The sequence below is a fragment of the Flagellimonas oceani genome, assembly GCF_011068285.1.
Lineage (GTDB): Bacteria > Bacteroidota > Bacteroidia > Flavobacteriales > Flavobacteriaceae > Flagellimonas > Flagellimonas oceani.
Genome location: NZ_CP049616.1, coordinates 2,146,487 through 2,161,548 on the forward strand (window position 1 = coordinate 2,146,487; position 15,062 = coordinate 2,161,548).

General features: G+C 43.6%; 15 protein-coding genes and 1 riboswitch. Of the genes, 3 read left to right on the forward strand and 12 right to left on the reverse strand.

What is annotated here, in order from left to right:
- Nucleotides 1-42: 42 nt before the first annotated feature.
- The 7 genes from metE to GVT53_RS09905 form a co-directional block, all read right to left on the reverse strand.
- Complete coding sequence (gene metE, locus GVT53_RS09875; RefSeq protein WP_166248500.1) at nucleotides 43-2,364, reverse strand: 5-methyltetrahydropteroyltriglutamate--homocysteine S-methyltransferase; 2,322 nt, start codon at nucleotides 2,362-2,364, stop codon at nucleotides 43-45.
- 160 nt (nucleotides 2,365-2,524) lie between these two features.
- A riboswitch (cobalamin riboswitch) is annotated at nucleotides 2,525-2,730 on the reverse strand.
- Between the two features lie 107 nt (nucleotides 2,731-2,837).
- On the reverse strand, nucleotides 2,838-3,083 hold the full coding sequence (locus GVT53_RS09880) for a hypothetical protein (RefSeq protein ID WP_166248501.1): 246 nt from the start codon (nucleotides 3,081-3,083) through the stop codon (nucleotides 2,838-2,840).
- A 28-nt stretch (nucleotides 3,084-3,111) separates the two neighbouring features.
- Nucleotides 3,112-3,534 (reverse strand): VOC family protein, encoded by a 423-nt coding sequence (locus GVT53_RS09885; RefSeq protein ID WP_166248502.1) that lies wholly within the window; start codon nucleotides 3,532-3,534, stop codon nucleotides 3,112-3,114.
- 36 nt (nucleotides 3,535-3,570) lie between these two features.
- Entirely contained in the window at nucleotides 3,571-4,014 is a 444-nt protein-coding gene (locus GVT53_RS09890) for an SRPBCC family protein (RefSeq protein WP_166248503.1), read from the reverse strand.
- A gap of 22 nt (nucleotides 4,015-4,036) precedes the next feature.
- A complete protein-coding gene (locus tag GVT53_RS09895) occupies nucleotides 4,037-4,453 on the reverse strand; it encodes a VOC family protein (RefSeq protein WP_166248504.1) in 417 nt (138 codons plus the stop codon).
- Nucleotides 4,443-4,952, reverse strand: a complete 510-nt coding sequence (locus GVT53_RS09900) for a DinB family protein (protein WP_166248505.1) — start codon at nucleotides 4,950-4,952, stop codon at nucleotides 4,443-4,445. Before GVT53_RS09900 ends, GVT53_RS09895 begins: the two co-directional genes overlap by 11 nt.
- Before the next feature lies 1 nt (nucleotide 4,953).
- The gene (locus GVT53_RS09905; protein ID WP_166248506.1) at nucleotides 4,954-5,487 is read right to left on the reverse strand and encodes a dihydrofolate reductase family protein; all 534 of its coding nucleotides are present in this window, start codon (nucleotides 5,485-5,487) and stop codon (nucleotides 4,954-4,956) included.
- Nucleotides 5,488-5,637: 150 nt separating this feature from the next.
- On the opposite strand from GVT53_RS09905, the gene GVT53_RS09910 reads away from it, so the two are divergent.
- From GVT53_RS09910 to GVT53_RS09920, 3 genes are all read left to right on the forward strand, one after another.
- On the forward strand, nucleotides 5,638-6,618 hold the full coding sequence (locus GVT53_RS09910) for a GlxA family transcriptional regulator (protein WP_166248507.1): 981 nt from the start codon (nucleotides 5,638-5,640) through the stop codon (nucleotides 6,616-6,618).
- Nucleotides 6,619-6,761: 143 nt separating this feature from the next.
- Nucleotides 6,762-7,244, forward strand: a complete 483-nt coding sequence (locus GVT53_RS09915) for a thiol-disulfide oxidoreductase DCC family protein (RefSeq protein WP_166248508.1) — start codon at nucleotides 6,762-6,764, stop codon at nucleotides 7,242-7,244.
- 219 nt (nucleotides 7,245-7,463) lie between these two features.
- Nucleotides 7,464-7,670: a hypothetical protein gene (locus GVT53_RS09920; RefSeq protein ID WP_166248509.1), complete on the forward strand. Its 207-nt coding sequence runs from the start codon at nucleotides 7,464-7,466 to the stop codon at nucleotides 7,668-7,670.
- A 219-nt stretch (nucleotides 7,671-7,889) separates the two neighbouring features.
- Here GVT53_RS09920 and GVT53_RS09925 read toward each other — a convergent pair whose 3' ends face one another.
- The 5 genes from GVT53_RS09925 to GVT53_RS09945 form a co-directional block, all read right to left on the reverse strand.
- Nucleotides 7,890-8,351, reverse strand: a complete 462-nt coding sequence (locus GVT53_RS09925) for an alpha/beta hydrolase fold domain-containing protein (protein ID WP_166248510.1) — start codon at nucleotides 8,349-8,351, stop codon at nucleotides 7,890-7,892.
- Between the two features lie 243 nt (nucleotides 8,352-8,594).
- Complete coding sequence (locus GVT53_RS09930) at nucleotides 8,595-9,275, reverse strand: SDR family NAD(P)-dependent oxidoreductase (RefSeq protein WP_166248511.1); 681 nt, start codon at nucleotides 9,273-9,275, stop codon at nucleotides 8,595-8,597.
- A gap of 98 nt (nucleotides 9,276-9,373) precedes the next feature.
- The gene (locus GVT53_RS09935; protein ID WP_166248512.1) at nucleotides 9,374-10,261 is read right to left on the reverse strand and encodes a helix-turn-helix domain-containing protein; all 888 of its coding nucleotides are present in this window, start codon (nucleotides 10,259-10,261) and stop codon (nucleotides 9,374-9,376) included.
- 63 nt (nucleotides 10,262-10,324) lie between these two features.
- Nucleotides 10,325-11,794 (reverse strand): efflux transporter outer membrane subunit, encoded by a 1,470-nt coding sequence (locus GVT53_RS09940; protein WP_166248513.1) that lies wholly within the window; start codon nucleotides 11,792-11,794, stop codon nucleotides 10,325-10,327.
- 11 nt (nucleotides 11,795-11,805) lie between these two features.
- Entirely contained in the window at nucleotides 11,806-14,976 is a 3,171-nt protein-coding gene (locus GVT53_RS09945) for an efflux RND transporter permease subunit (protein ID WP_166248514.1), read from the reverse strand.
- Between the last annotated feature and the right edge of the window lie 86 nt (nucleotides 14,977-15,062).

Here is a 15,062-nt window from a genome sequence, read left to right on the forward strand (position 1 = left end):
TTTTTGTTTAAGGGGCCGATACCAGATCGGCCCCGATCAGTTTTAATTTGATGGCTGGCCAACAGTTTCTCTCATCTGCTGTGCTGCGGAGACCATTACCTTTAAGGCGTTTATGGTTTCCTCCCAACCTCTGGTTTTTAGCCCACAATCCGGGTTTACCCACAATTTGGATGCTGGCAGTACATGTTCTGCTTTTTGTAATAGTTTGACAATCTCCTCTTCGGACGGAACCCTTGGCGAATGAATATCGTACACTCCCGGGCCTATATCGTTGGGATAATCAAACTCGTAAAAAGCATCCAACAGTTCCATCTGGGAACGGGAACACTCTATGGTTATCACATCGGCATCCATGTCCGCAATGCTCTGGATAATGTCGTTGAACTCAGAGTAACACATATGGGTATGAATCTGGGTGGAATCCTTCACACCGCTCGTGGACAGTTTAAAGGCTCCAATCGCCCAGTCCAAATACCTTCCCCAGTCCTTTTTACGCAGGGGCAGCCCTTCGCGAATTGCAGGTTCATCTACTTGGATAATACTGATACCTTCCTTTTCCAGATCCAGTACTTCGTCCAAAATGGCCAATGCAATTTGCTCGCAGGTCGCGGAGCGTGCCTGATCGTCCCGAACAAACGACCATTGCAAAATGGTTACCGGTCCCGTGAGCATTCCCTTTACCGGTTTATCGGTCAACGATTGTGCAAACGAGGTCCAAAATACCGTCATGGGAACAGGTCTTGAAACATCCCCGTAGATGATCGGTGGTTTTACACAGCGCGAACCATAACTCTGTACCCAACCGTTCTGGGTAAAGGTGAAACCTTCCAATTGCTCCCCAAAGTATTCCACCATATCGTTACGCTCAAATTCTCCGTGCACGGGAACATCGAGACCTATTTCTTCCTGTAAACGAATGGTCTCGGTTGTTTTTTCCATCAAAAAACCCACATATTCCCGCTCTTGAAGTTCTCCTTTTTTAAACATCGACCTATTTCGCCTTACCTCTTGGGTCTGCGGAAACGAACCAATGGTAGTGGTAGGAAATAGTGGCAATTTTAAATGCTCTTCCTGAAGGATCTTTCTTTTGGCAAATGGCGATTCTCTGTAATAGTCTTTTTTCTCCAACTGTTCCAGTCGGTGTTTTACTTTAGGTTTATGGATCAACTTGGAACCGCCTCTCCTTTCCATCGAAGCGGCATTGTCCAAAAAGAGCTTTTGGGATCTGTAGTCGGGACTTTTTGCCAGTATTTTCAAACTTTGAAGCTCCTCCAGTTTCTGTTTGGCAAATGCCATCCAATCCTTTATTTCGGCTGAGAGTATCCTTTCGTTTTCTTCAAGCTCTAGATCATAGGGAACATGAAGCAAGGAGCAGGACGGAGAAACAATGATACGTTCTTCGCCCAATTTTTCTTTGGCTTTCTGAATGAACTGCAATGAAGTTTCAAAATCATTCTTCCAGACATTGCGTCCATCAACAACCCCTAAGGACAAGGATGTGTTTTCTTTGAGCTTTTCCGATTCCAAAACGTTATCCAACTGACCCTGTCCCCGTTTCAAATCCAAATGAAGGGCACAAACTGGCAGATCTAGGACGGTATCCAGATTATCGCCATAGTCGCCAAAATAACTGGCCAATAGGATTTTTAGGTTTGGAAATGATTCTGCTATTCCGTTATAAACTATGCCAATGGCTTCCTGTTCTTTACTTGAAAGATCAGTAGAAAGTATAGGTTCATCAAACTGGACCCAAGTTGCACCTGCATCCAACAGCTCTTTCAAAATAGAATGATAGACGGGAATCAATTTCTGTAAAAGGTCGAGCCGATGAAAGCCCTCCTCCTTTTCCTTGCCCAATAATAGATAAGTCACGGGGCCTAGGAGTACTGGTTTGGTGTGTATGCCCAAATTTTTGGCTTCTTTGAACTCCTCTACCACTTTTTGCGAAACCCACTCAAATTCTTGGTCTTTTATAAATTCAGGAACAATGTAATGGTAGTTGGTATCGAACCATTTGGTCATTTCCATGGCGATGACATCCACTCCATCCTTTTGCAACCCCCTTGCCATTGCAAAATATAGGTCCAAAAGGTTTTTGCTTGACTTCTGAACGTTTTTGTAACGCTCTGGGATGGCCCCGACCATTAACGTGGTATCCAAAACTTGATCGTAGAAGGAAAAATCGTTGGATGGAACAAGGTCGATTCCTTTCTCTTGTTGAAGCTTCCAGTTTTCCGCACGTATGCTTTTACCGGTTTCGACAAGGTCTTCCAAAGAGATTTTGTTGGACCAATACTTTTCGCAAGCCCTTTTCAGCTCACGGTGGGCCCCAATTCTTGGGTAGCCCAAATTGCTTGTTTTCATTGCTAAAGCTTTTATAAAATTGAACAATTAGATAAAAGCTCCTTAGCTCAACTTCGCAATGCCTCAAACAAGAAGAACGGGAATGGAATTTGCCCAAGGTTCCGGGTAAATTTCAAACGTTCGACCTGCCCTTTACGCGAAGGCACCGTCAAAATCCTACAAAGTAGGAACGATCTAGGCAGGTATCCTGGCTTGTCCGATCTTTGCCGCCTTCTCATCCCCTGTATCAGTGGACAATGGCACACTTGGCAAAAACGTACTATCCCAAAATGGAATCGGACTTACAGTTGCGCGTCAGCTCGTGATTTACACACGATTCCCTTTTAATCCCGACACTTGTCGAGAACCTCTATCGTTTTGATAAAGAAATTAAGTAAAGAACTTATTTAGGTGTAAATGTATGCAATATTCTTTTTTCTTGTTCCATTCGCGCTCTTTCTTTGGATAGTTGGTTTATCCGAAAGCCCGAAAACTCATAATATTCTGATTTTTTCCCCGTATTTTTCCATAAACGAGATGATCCGTGCTGAATCCAAATTTCCCCCAACGTTTTCCACTCTTAGGATATTGTCGCAATCCTCGAGGTCGAAATTAATTTCATAGTAAGGGAATTCCTTTTGGAGCCTGTCCAAAAGAAATTCCCCTTTTTCAATCGATGTCACCGAGGTAGAAAACACTTCCACTGTTTTTGTAGATTGCTCGATAAAGCTGTTGTGCATAGCGGTTTCTGTAAATTTTGAAAGATTACTAAAATTCAGGATTATAATTGATCATCCAATGAACACCGAACCGATCCACGAAACTTCCGAAGTAATCTCCCCAAAATTGATCGGCCATGGGCATTTCTATATGACCATTTTGGGAAAGTCCATTGAACAAACGGTCAGCTTCTTCTTTACTATTTGGATGCAAGGACAAGTAAACATTGTTACCATTGTTCAGGGAATGGCCCATGGAGGGCAGAATATCCGACGCCATTAATGTGATGTCCTCGGAAATAGGTAGTGAGATATGCATGATGCGGTCCTTTTCTTTCGCTGGTATTTTATCACTGTCCGGTGCATCGCTCATTTTCATGACTGCCGTAAAATCTCCACCAAATACCGATTTGTAAAAATTAAAGGCTTCCTCGGCATTTCCGTTAAAATTTAAATAAGGGTTTACTTTCATTGTTTAGGTTTTATAAGGTTAATATGAAATGTGCATTTATGGTAATGATTCGGCCAGTTCTTTAATTTTTTCTAAAGCTTTGGGCCATGCTTCTTCAAAAAGATCCTTGTACTCCTCCAACATTTCCATTTCTACCCGAAGTTGGGTACTGCCATCGATTTCTTCCAAAGTATATTCTTCCCCGGCACCGGCCCACTTTTTGGCCTCTTTGCTTTCAAAATTTTCGATGCCGCCCTCTACCACTCCCAAATGTTCGATGGTCATTCGTTGGTTGAGAACATTTTTTTTGATACGGCTCACCATCCCTCTCCCGTCCGGACCTATAAAATAGGCTTTGCTCCCCTCCTTCCAATCCGTTTTGGCCATGGAGCCTTCTGCAAAAACGGCCGCCCACTGCCGGTAGGTATTATCGTTCCAAAGTATTTTCCAAACTATTTCAGGCGCTGCCTCAATAGTTATTTTAAACTTCTGAATTTCCATTATTGTTCTGAATTTTAACAGGTTATTTATTTAAATTACAAAATAAGTTGAATAAATGTCCATCCAAATCGGCAAAAACACCAACGTAAAAACCGTTTTCGTCGTAGAACTTTTTGCTGTCTTTTCTGGGGTCGTACCGAACGCTCCCTCCTATCTTTTTCACTTTATCCAACCAATCGTGAATCTCATCCTTGCTCTCTGCGGAAAGGGTAAACATAATTTCGTTGCCCCGGCTCAGATCGGCCATTTCTCCCTCAAGACTTGTTTTCAGTTTTTCCTTCTCAAAAAAGTGAATCACAAAATCATCCTCGCCAAACAGAAAGCTTACCAAATCCTTTGTAGGAACTCCATTTTGTTTAATTCCCAGTGCCCGATAAAACTCCTGCGTCCGTTCCACATTTTCTACGCCAAGGTTGGCCCAAATTCTTTTAGGTGTCATTTTTTAATATTTTAATGGTTTGCTCAAGTTGATGGACATGGCGGCGGGTATGCACCGTGTTAAAGCCAATCCACTCGAGACGGGTAAACGGGCCGTATTCCGGGATTTCAAAATCCAAACAGGTTTTTGATAGGTCCATATCCTTACAGTTTTTGTTCACCCATTGAATTTTTTGCTGTAAACGGCCCAAAAGGTTTTCCTTGTCAATAGGCCCATTGGCAGGTAGCACTGCTTTGGGGGAATCCATTTTTATATCAAAATTTAAAAAGAGTTCCCGTATCTCTCCCAATTTTTGGTCCGGTGGTCGCCGGGTTTCCCTAACCTTTCCCATCAAAATATGGGATACGTTATACGATTTACACAGATGATCGCCAATCTGCCCGGCCGTCCAACCATTTTCTGACGGTTTGCGATTGAGTTCTGCATCGGTCAGTGAGGAAAGTAGCTTAACGAGTGCCGATGTTGCGCTATCATAATCTTTTAAAATGGTTTTCTCCATGTTATTTGGGTTTATAGGTAAGCAGTACATTACCACAGGCAAACGCCTTGGCTCCCACCAATTTTAACTGTTGCTGTTTTTGGTTCTGGAACAATGGCGTTCCCTTGCCCAGAACTACCGGATTTACAATTAGCCTATACTCATCTATCAGGTTATGTTCCATAAATGATGATGCCAGATCTGCCCCGGCGAACAGCACCATATCCTTTCCCTGCTTTGCTTTTTCGTTTTCTATGGCTTCAACCAGGTTTTTGTTTACCACTCTTGCATTCATTTTTGCTTCCCGTAGTGTGGTGGAGCATACAATTTTTGGGGTTTTGTTCATGATATCGGCAAACTCCCCTTGCTTTTGGGGCCAATAATCAAGCATTAGCTCGTACGATTTTCTACCGTAGATGAAGGTGTCCACAGTTTCCATAAAGTCCATCATATAGGTCTGCATCTCATCATTCCAAACATGCCATTCAATGTCATTGTCCATGCCTTCGATATAACCGTCAACGGATATCAACATTGATAATATGACTTGTCTCATCCTTTTCTTTTTGATTAATATTCAATGGGTTATCAAATATAAAAGTACCAATCCGTACTTTGGGGGTATAATTACGTCAATATGGCGGGTTGATTGCGACAGTGCTTTACCATATCTTTGAATGTATACCAATCCATTGATTTTCAGAAAATGAAACATATCTCGATTCTTGTTCCCGAAGGCGATTCGAGCCTGAGCAATTTGGAGGCTACCTTTAAAATGTTCAACATGACCAATGATGCCCTTAAAAGGTCGGGCAAGGGCCCCTTGTTCTCCACCCATCTTGTTGGCACGCACCACAGCTCAAGGTTGAGCAATGGTATGTTCAGCATTATACCCGATTCAACGATTGGTGAGATAGATAGGACGGACCTGATCATTATCCCGGCCATACATGGCGACTACAACGAGGTGGTGTCCAAAAACAGCGCATTTATTCCTTGGATCAAAGAACAGTATGGCAAAGGTGCCGAAGTGGCAAGTTTATGCATCGGTGCGTTTATATTGGCCGGCACTGGCCTGTTGGATGGAAGGGAATGTGCCACCCACTGGTTGGCTGCAAGCGAGTTTAGGGAAATGTACCCGCAAGTGAACTTGATAGATGACAAGATCATAACCGACGAGAACGGATTGTATACGAGTGGAGGTGCATATTCCTCCTTGAACCTTAACCTTTATTTGGTGGAAAAATTCGCAGGCCGCGAAATGGCCGTGCTCTCTTCAAAAATTTTTGAAATTGATATCAGCCGGATGAGCCAATCGCCCTTCATTATCTTCAAGGGCCAAAAATCGCACAACGACAAAGAGGTGCTCAAGGCACAGGAGTTTATAGAACAGAACTATCCCGAAAAAATTACCGTGGACGAACTTTCGGAGAAAGTCGCCCTGAGCCGAAGAACTTTTGAGAGACGTTTTAAAAAAGCTACATCGAACACAGTTATTGAATACCTGCAGCGGGTTAAAATCGAAGCGGCCAAGAAAGAACTTGAAAAAGGGAGAAAAACGGTCAATGAAGTAATGTACGAGGTCGGTTACAACGACCCGAAGGCCTTTAGGGATGTTTTTAAGAAACATACACGGCTGACCCCCTTGGAATACCTGAACAAGTATAGCAGAATCCATTCCATCTAGCTATGGAAACCCGTTAAACTTTAACTGTAAGCGGTAAAATGTTGACCTTATTAAAGCTGCTCTTTTTCTCCATTATTTTTTTTGGTAACTTTTTAGTTCAATCGATTTTGGCCTTTTTGCCCATATGACAATAGAACACTTTTATGGAACTTCCCACTTTTTCCACATACAGACCAACTGCCCCTTTGCTGATATGGGACGGGCAATGTGGGTTTTGCAAGTATTGGGTGACCCGATTAAAGCATCTTACGGGAAGTTCGGTCCTCTACGCCCCCTACCAAGAAATTCATCAAGGCATCAAAGAAATATCTGAAAAGAAGTTCCAAAAGGCCATACGCTTAATAGACACCAATGGTAAAATTTATAGCGGGGCAGGTGCGGCCTATAAAACGTTGGAAAAAAAGCCCACATGGGCCTTTCTCATTTCTTGGTACACTACATATCCCTTTTTTAGGGCAATCAGTGATATTGTGTATCGGTTTGTTTCAAATCACCGCTCTTCCTTATTCAAAGTGAGCAAATTTCTATTTGGTGAAAATCCTATCAAACTTCATCATTATTGGATATGTTATCTTGGCATACTCTTGCTTGTTGTTATACTTCTGCTGAATTCGATTCTTACATAAATATTGATTTGTAACGCTCTTCAAGGTTAAAAGTCCAACCAAAATTCTTGTGATAGCGATAATTTTTGTTCCTATCAAGGCAATTTTTTTGACTTGCCACAATTAGTTTTTAAAAAACAATGATTGTTGAATCATCTAGAAGCGTTGCCATTTACACAAACTATCTCAAATTATTAAAGGGCAAGTAACATGGAACATCGCTTTTTAAAAAAAATTAAAATGGAAAAGAAAGGTAAAAAAACAGACTGGGAGGCGAAAGACAGTGCACCGATGCCGACAAAAGGGAGAAAAGGTGCCAATTTTAGAAACCAGACCACAAACAGTCAAAAGAACAGGTTTCCCTGGGTGATAATTGTTTCCATTTTGGTGATACTGGGCATTATCGCTTTTATTTTACTCTTTGTTGAAGGTGTAGCCACAAATTAGCAATTTTAAGAGCGAGACATTTACTGAACTCAAGAGCTTTTGGATGGTTTTAAATGAATTCAAACCTTATCAATCCCTTTAAAATTTAAATTGTTCTTGACTTACCTTTTCACTTAATAATTCTTCTTTTGAGTTGTCTTGGTCAACAAAAGACAAGGGCCGGAATCATTCTTCCAGCCCCTATCGATCAAAACCACACCCAACATCAATGGTTCAATGTTATTTCAAGTATTTTTTCAGTTCGGCTGCGGCGTGGTCCAACATCGCCTTTGTGGAAGGTTGATTGGCCAGTGCGTTCAACAATCCAAAATCATGTATGGTGCCATTGTAACGGACCGTGGTCACTTCCACTCCGGCCGCATCCAATTTACGGCCATAGGCCTCTCCTTCATCCCTAAGAATATCGTTCTCGGCCACCAAGATCACTGCGGGCGGGAGTCCTTTTAATTCATCTACACTTGCCTGTAAAGGTGAGGCGTAAATAGATTTTCTTTCTTCAGGGTCTGTGGTGTATTGGTCCCACATCCATTTCATTACCGGTACGGTCAAAAACCTACCTGTGGCGAATTTTTGATAGGACTCTTGGCTAAAGGATGCATCGGTAACGGGCCACAATAAAATCTGTGCCTTGATTTCAGGTCCGTTCTCGGCCTTTGCCTTAAGGGCCGTCACAGCGGTCATGTTACCACCGACACCTTTTCCAAAAAGCTCTTGTTGGAGAAAATGAGCCAGTCAATATGGAACAGCCTTCCGGATGCGTTAAAGTCGGAAACCAAATACCGAAAGGTGAGGTGGGACGACTCCCCTTATTTTTCAAAAAAGATTAGATAAATTTAGTTTTCTGAATAGGTAATCACGTAAAAAACACGTTATCAGCCATTAAAATTTCTAAAATTCATACTTTGATGTACTTTTATGGAGCACTTACCCATTCATCGGATTTCTTTCGATAAGGCCAATAAACTCATCCTTGATACCGTCGCAAATAATTACGGAGTTATACGTACAATTTTTCATGTTCACCGGGTCAAAACTGTACATTTTGATTTTTGACGGCTTAAACTCCTTGCACTGCAAATGCGTAAACATGTTAAGGGCCGCTTTTGAAGTGGAATAAGCGGTAAGGCTATAATTTGAATAACAAAAGTCTTCGTCCTTCATTTTATTGATGTCGCCCAAGGAACTGGTGATATTGATGATTCTCGGGTCGTCACTCCGGTTCAATAAAGGCTTAAGTGTTTGTATGGTCCGAATGATTGAGAAAAAATTGATCTCGTAGACCTCCTTGATATCCTCTATATTGATCTGATCGATCTTGTGGCCAAAACCGTTGACGATTTCGGCGTTATTGATCAAAAGGTCCAATTTGCCATAGGATTCATCCAGGGTATTTTTCAATATCCCCAAACTGGCCTCCGAGCTGAAATCAACTTGCAAAAGCTCGTATCCATGCAATTCCTCGCCGTCCTTGGAAAGCAACTCAAAACTTTCTCCGCAGGCCGCAAGTACGACCTGATACCCATTTTCCAATAAGATCTTGGCCAATTTATGGCCCAATCCGTTACCGGCCTCCGTTACAACGGCAACATATTTATCATTCTTCATCACTCATTTATTTCATTTTACAAATTTAGCATATGGTTTTTCATTGGTGATAATGTTCTTTTTCAATTTATTGTTGGTCAAATCGGTATTTAAACTTTTTACATCCTTCTGAACTGATTTGGCGTTACACCGCTCAAATTTTTAAAGAACCTGGTAAAATGTGTTGGTTCTTGAAAGTTGAGGCGATAGGCGATCTCAGCAATATCGAGCCCCGAATATTTCAACAGGCTCTTACTTTCCATCAAAAGCCGTTCCTGAATGATGTCCTTGGCACTTTTGCCCGTCAATTTCTTGATGGTCGTGGTCAGGTAATTGGGTGTTATGTTCAATTCTTCCGCATAATCGCTCACGTTTTTGGTGTCCACATACATTTTATCCACCAACGCTTCAAATTGATTCGCAATGATCTGCGATCGGCTCAAGTGATTTTCTGTTGTTTTGTGGCGCTCATGGATTGCCTTACAGAAATACAACAGGGAACCGAGCATACCCTCCAACATTTTTTCTTGATACGGATGCGGGTTCTTAAATACCGAATGCATCCGCTCCATATCAAAATACAACGACTCATGTTCTTCTTTGGTCAGCATCAGCACATTGTTTTCGGACATTTTCAAAAAAGGAAAATCCTTCTGCAGATCCGGAAATGTATTGATCAAAAACTCCTTCCTGAACATCACATAATATCCTGACATCTTCTCGTCCCTGAACCAAGAGAACACCTGTCCCGGAACCACAAACCACAACGGAAACTCATTCAGTTCCAAGGTATCCGTATTGAGGTTGAGCTGGCTTTTACCCGTATAGTTCAACAATCCTATCTGATAAAATCCTTGTCGATAGGGCGGCATGCACCTTCTGGACGAGGCTTCCATATCCTCTACCGGAAACACATCAAAGTTGGGCATGTGACTCCTATGGGCAAAACCAATGGCCTCATGTAGATCGTTCGTATTTTCAAAAACAGGTATATCGGCCTTGTTCATATATCATGTAGTGGGTCGGTATCATTTTGTCACAATTCACCGTCCCACCTTACAACCTAAGTTTTAATTGGCATCGGCATTGGCCAGATGCAGGTTTTCAAATTTTGTATCCAACTCTTCCTCTGAAATGATTTCCCATCCACCGCCCAAAGCCTTGTAAATGGCTATTAGGGAGGTTGCCGACGAAATCTCGCTTAAAGCTAATGCATTCTCTGCCTGCAACAAAGCGTTATCGGCATTTAGGTAATCGATAAAACTGTCCAATCCGGAATTAAATCGCTGCTTGGCAAAAGTGGCAGCTTGCGCACTTGCTTCGGACGATATACGCAGGATTTCCCTTCGTTCCAGCTCTTTGCTATAGTTTGCCAAGGAGGTCTTGATGTCCTCCAATCCTTGCAATACCGCTTTCTCATATTGATTAAGGGCTGCAATGGTCCGGGCATCGCTCCTTTTGATCTGCTGTTTTACACGGCCCAGATTAAATGCGGCCCAACTGATACTCGGCATTAGGGTCCAGGTAAAGGATGGTTTTTCACCAAAATTGGCAAAATCAACCGCTGAGAACCCAACGGATCCACCAAACTCAATCTTGGGGTACAGGTCGGCCACTGAAATGTTATATTCCGCAATCCGTACCTGAAGAGCGGCCTCCGCCCTACGAACATCGGGCCTTCTTCTGAGCATTTCCCTAATATCTCCCAACTCGACTGTTCCCGGTAAACTTGGCAAAGGCTTTTTATCGACAATGGTATTGTCCAGATTTCCCGGTACCTCTCCGATAAGTACGCTCAAACTGTTCTTTAATGCTTCTATTCTCGCTTCCAATGGCGGAATACTGGCACGGGTACTTTCCAACTGGGCCAATGCTCTGGATACATCAAGGCTGTTACTGGTACCTGCTTCAGTTAACTTGACGGTGAGCTCATAGGTTTCCTGTTGTCCCTCTAAATTACGTTGGGCAATATCGAGCAAATACTGGGTACCGCGCAGCTCCATGTAATTATTGGCCACTTCGGCAAAAATACTTACATACATTCCGTGCATATCCGCCAAAGCAAGATGACTATTGGCATACGCCCCTTTGATTCTATTGGTTACCCTCCCGAAAAGGTCAGCCTCCCAGAAAGCATCAAAACTTGCGTTATAGGTGTTGAACGTTGGGTTACTGCCCTGAACAAAAACGTTCTCACCCAAACGGGTACGTGTATAATTGCCATTGGCTGTTACTGTGGGCAATCGGTCCAATTTGTTTTCTTTCAGAAAAGCACGTGAAGCCTTGTAATTGGCCACGGCCGAATTAATATCCAGATTATGTTTTCTGGCCTTCTCAATGAGGGTGTCAAGAATCGGGTCATTGAATTCTGACCACCATTCTTTTGTTATCGCTGCTTCGGTATAAGCCTCCTCTTTGATTTCCGTTTTGAGGAAACTTGAATCCACATCCGCTTTGTTCCCCACGCTGTAGTCTCTTTTTGTGACCCCACAGGATACCAGCAGAAGTGCGATTATTGATAGTATAATTGAATTTTTCATGGTTTCTAGTTTTAATTTAATTGATGAACCAGCTCCTTCTCTTCCCTTGAAGCTCTTTTTAAGGACCATTTTCTGCCCAGATAATAGAACACGGGGGTAAGGAAGATTCCGAAAACGGTCACACCGAGCATTCCACTGAATACGGCTATACCCAAGGACACGCGCAGTTCCGAACCAGCTCCCGTGGCAATGGCCAATGGTACAACCCCTAGGATGAAGGCCATGGCCGTCATTAAAATGGGTCTCAATCTCAACTTTGAAGCTTCAATAACTGCTGTTTTTAATTCTTCCCCTTGGTCCTCCAATTGTTTGGCGAACTCCACGATCAAAATGGCATTCTTACTTGCCAAACCTACCAGAACAACGAGACCAATCTGCACCATGATGTTATTGTCAAGACCGGCCAAGTCAACACCTATCATTGCCGATAGCAATACCATGGGCACAATAAAGATGACTGCCAATGGCAATACCAAGCTCTCGAACTGGGCGGCCAACAATAGGAACACAAATACGACGGCCAACAAAAACGCTATGCCTGCGGTATTGCCCGCTTTTCTTTCCTGATAGGCGATTTCTGTCCATTGATAGGATATCCCTGGCGGCAATATTTCCGCAGCCAATTCTTCCATTCTGTCCAGCCCTTCGCCAGAGCTATATCCCGGCGTAAAATCCCCGTTGAGCGAAGCCGATGGATAGAGGTTGAACCTAGGGATTCGTGAAGGACCCGATATATCCTCTTGCTGTGAGACCGTACCCAAGGGCACCATCTCTCCTTTATCATTGCGCACCTTGATCCTGGAAATATCGTCGGGAGTCAATCGGTTTGGAGCATCGGCCTGGGCCGTCACTTGAAAAGTCCGTCCCAAGTAATTGAACTCGTTCACAAAGGCGGAACCCATATAAATCTCCAACGATTGGAATATATCTCCCACATCTATCCCCAATTTTTCGGCCTTTACACGGTCGATATCCAAGAACAATTGCGGCGTTTGGTTATTGAAAAAGCTGAACACGTTGTTCAATATCGGGTCTTGGTTGGCTGCCATGGCCAGCTCATTGGTGGCCTTGAGCAGTTCTTCGGTGCCCAAGTTACCCCTATCCTGAACCATCATCCTAAACCCTCCTGCATTACCGATACCTCTTACCGATGGTGGCGGGATGACCAATACAATGGCATCATCAATTTGGGAGAACTTTGCCCTTACTGTCCCCAATAATTCTTCATAGCCGAGTCCTTTATCATTGCGAAGCTCAAAATCTTCCAAGGTCAAGAAGACTGCTGCAGCATTGGAAGCATTGGTAAACGATGCTGCATCAAACCCAGTAAAGGAAACGGCATTTTCCACACCATCGATGTCCAAGCCCAAATCAAGTACCTCACGGACCACTTTGTCGGTCCTCGTTAATGAGGAACCCGGAGGAAGCTGGACAATGGTAATAAAATACTGCTGGTCCATGGCTGGAATAAATCCTTGTGGCACACGGTTAAACTCAAATCCTGTAATGACGATCAGTCCAAAATAAACTGCCATGACCATCGTGGCGGTACGCACCAATTTTTGAACGGCCTTACCATATTTATCCGAAATCCAATCCATAAAACCGTTGAAGCGGTTTCCGATAAAGGCCAATGGCCTTAACCATACAGGTGTTTTCTTTGTGCTCGATTTTTCTTCATGCTTCATGAGCAATGCGGCCATGGCCGGGCTCAAGGTAAGGGATACGAAAACCGAAATGGCGGTGGCCACAGCAATCGTCATCCCAAACTGTTTGTAAAATTGTCCGGAAATACCCTCCAAAAATGCGGTGGGAATAAAAACGGCGATCAACACCAACCCAATGGCAACCAGGGCTCCCCCAACCTCATCCATCGTCTTAAAAGCTGCCTCTTTGGGGGATAGCCCCTTCGCCAGATATCGTTCCATATTTTCGACCACTACAATGGCATCATCCACCACAATACCAATGGCAAGCACCAATCCGAACAGGGTTAAATTATTCAGCGAGAATCCAATGGCCTGCATCACCGCAAAAGTTCCGATAAGGGAAACGGGAATGGCGAGAATCGGGATTATGGCCGCCCGCCACGACTGGAGGAACAACAAAATCACCAAGACCACCAAAATCACTGCTTCAAAAATGGTGTGGTACACTTCATCGACAGACTTTTGGATAAATTCCGTGGGATTATAGGCTATTTTATACTCCAGATCATTTGGAAAGTTTTTGGAGAGTTCCTTCATTTTATCCTGAATCTGTGAGGCAGTCTCCAAGGCGTTCCCTCCCGGTTGTTGGAAAATGGGCATGGCAATAGCGGGATCCTTTCCCAAATATCCCTTGGTGGCATAGTTTTGCGCACCAAGTTCCACTCGACCTATATCCTTTAACCGTACAATCCGTCCATCTTCACTGGATTTGATAATGACATTCTCGAACTGTTCGGTGGTCACCAGTTTTCCCTGGGTCTGTATATTGACCTCAAAGGCGGATTGGCTCCCAGAGGGCAAGGTATTTAGCGTACCACTGGCAATCTGAATATTCTGTGCTCGCAAGGCAGCGACCACTTCTCCGGCAGTGATATCCAATGTTGCTATTTTATCAGGATTGAGCCAGATACGCATGGCATATTCGGCCGCTCCAAAGATTTGGATATCACCGACTCCTTTAATACGGGCGAGTTCGTCTTTCAGCTGTAGCACCGCATAGTTGCCCATATAGGTCTGGTCGTAGGTCTTGTTCGGTGAATACATATTGACTACCATCAACATATCCGGGGATATTTTTTTGGTCGTGATTCCCAATCGTTTTACAGATTCGGGCAGGCGTGGCTCTGCTATGGCCACCCGGTTCTGCACCTGCACCTGTGCTTTGTCGAGGTCAGTTCCCAACTCAAAGGCTACCTGTAATACCACACGGCCATCTGCTGATGACTGCGAGGTCATGTAGATCATATCCTCCACCCCGTTGATCTCTTTTTCCAACGGTGCCGCTACGCTCTCGGAAAGGGTCTGTGCATTTGCTCCGGGATAAACGGCCACTACCTCGATGGTAGGAGGCGCCACGTCCGGAAATTGAGAGATGGGCAAAGAGACGTATGCCAGGCCGCCCACGATCAGGATCAGTACGCTGAGTACTGCGGCGAATATGGGCCTTTTAATAAATATATGACTGAATTTCATTGCTTTACTTTTTGATAATAGCTTTCCCTGTGCCCATCCAACCCCCATGTTCAACTAAGGGTTGGAAGGCAAAAGAAGTATACTTG

What these genes read in the sequence shown, in the direction of transcription:
- metE (WP_166248500.1), bottom strand. Translation starts at nt 2,364, where the DNA reads ATGAAAACAAGCAATTTGGGCTACCCAAGAATTGGGGCCCACCGTGAG.
- GVT53_RS09880 (WP_166248501.1), bottom strand. Translation starts at nt 3,083, where the DNA reads ATGCACAACAGCTTTATCGAGCAATCTACAAAAACAGTGGAAGTGTTT.
- GVT53_RS09885 (WP_166248502.1), bottom strand. Translation starts at nt 3,534, where the DNA reads ATGAAAGTAAACCCTTATTTAAATTTTAACGGAAATGCCGAGGAAGCC.
- GVT53_RS09890 (WP_166248503.1), bottom strand. Translation starts at nt 4,014, where the DNA reads ATGGAAATTCAGAAGTTTAAAATAACTATTGAGGCAGCGCCTGAAATA.
- GVT53_RS09895 (WP_166248504.1), bottom strand. Translation starts at nt 4,453, where the DNA reads ATGACACCTAAAAGAATTTGGGCCAACCTTGGCGTAGAAAATGTGGAA.
- GVT53_RS09900 (WP_166248505.1), bottom strand. Translation starts at nt 4,952, where the DNA reads ATGGAGAAAACCATTTTAAAAGATTATGATAGCGCAACATCGGCACTC.
- GVT53_RS09905 (WP_166248506.1), bottom strand. Translation starts at nt 5,487, where the DNA reads ATGAGACAAGTCATATTATCAATGTTGATATCCGTTGACGGTTATATC.
- GVT53_RS09910 (WP_166248507.1), top strand. Translation starts at nt 5,638, where the DNA reads ATGAAACATATCTCGATTCTTGTTCCCGAAGGCGATTCGAGCCTGAGC.
- GVT53_RS09915 (WP_166248508.1), top strand. Translation starts at nt 6,762, where the DNA reads ATGGAACTTCCCACTTTTTCCACATACAGACCAACTGCCCCTTTGCTG.
- GVT53_RS09920 (WP_166248509.1), top strand. Translation starts at nt 7,464, where the DNA reads ATGGAAAAGAAAGGTAAAAAAACAGACTGGGAGGCGAAAGACAGTGCA.
- GVT53_RS09925 (WP_166248510.1), bottom strand. Translation starts at nt 8,351, where the DNA reads ATGACCGCTGTGACGGCCCTTAAGGCAAAGGCCGAGAACGGACCTGAA.
- GVT53_RS09930 (WP_166248511.1), bottom strand. Translation starts at nt 9,275, where the DNA reads ATGAAGAATGATAAATATGTTGCCGTTGTAACGGAGGCCGGTAACGGA.
- GVT53_RS09935 (WP_166248512.1), bottom strand. Translation starts at nt 10,261, where the DNA reads ATGAACAAGGCCGATATACCTGTTTTTGAAAATACGAACGATCTACAT.
- GVT53_RS09940 (WP_166248513.1), bottom strand. Translation starts at nt 11,794, where the DNA reads ATGAAAAATTCAATTATACTATCAATAATCGCACTTCTGCTGGTATCC.
- GVT53_RS09945 (WP_166248514.1), bottom strand. Translation starts at nt 14,976, where the DNA reads ATGAAATTCAGTCATATATTTATTAAAAGGCCCATATTCGCCGCAGTA.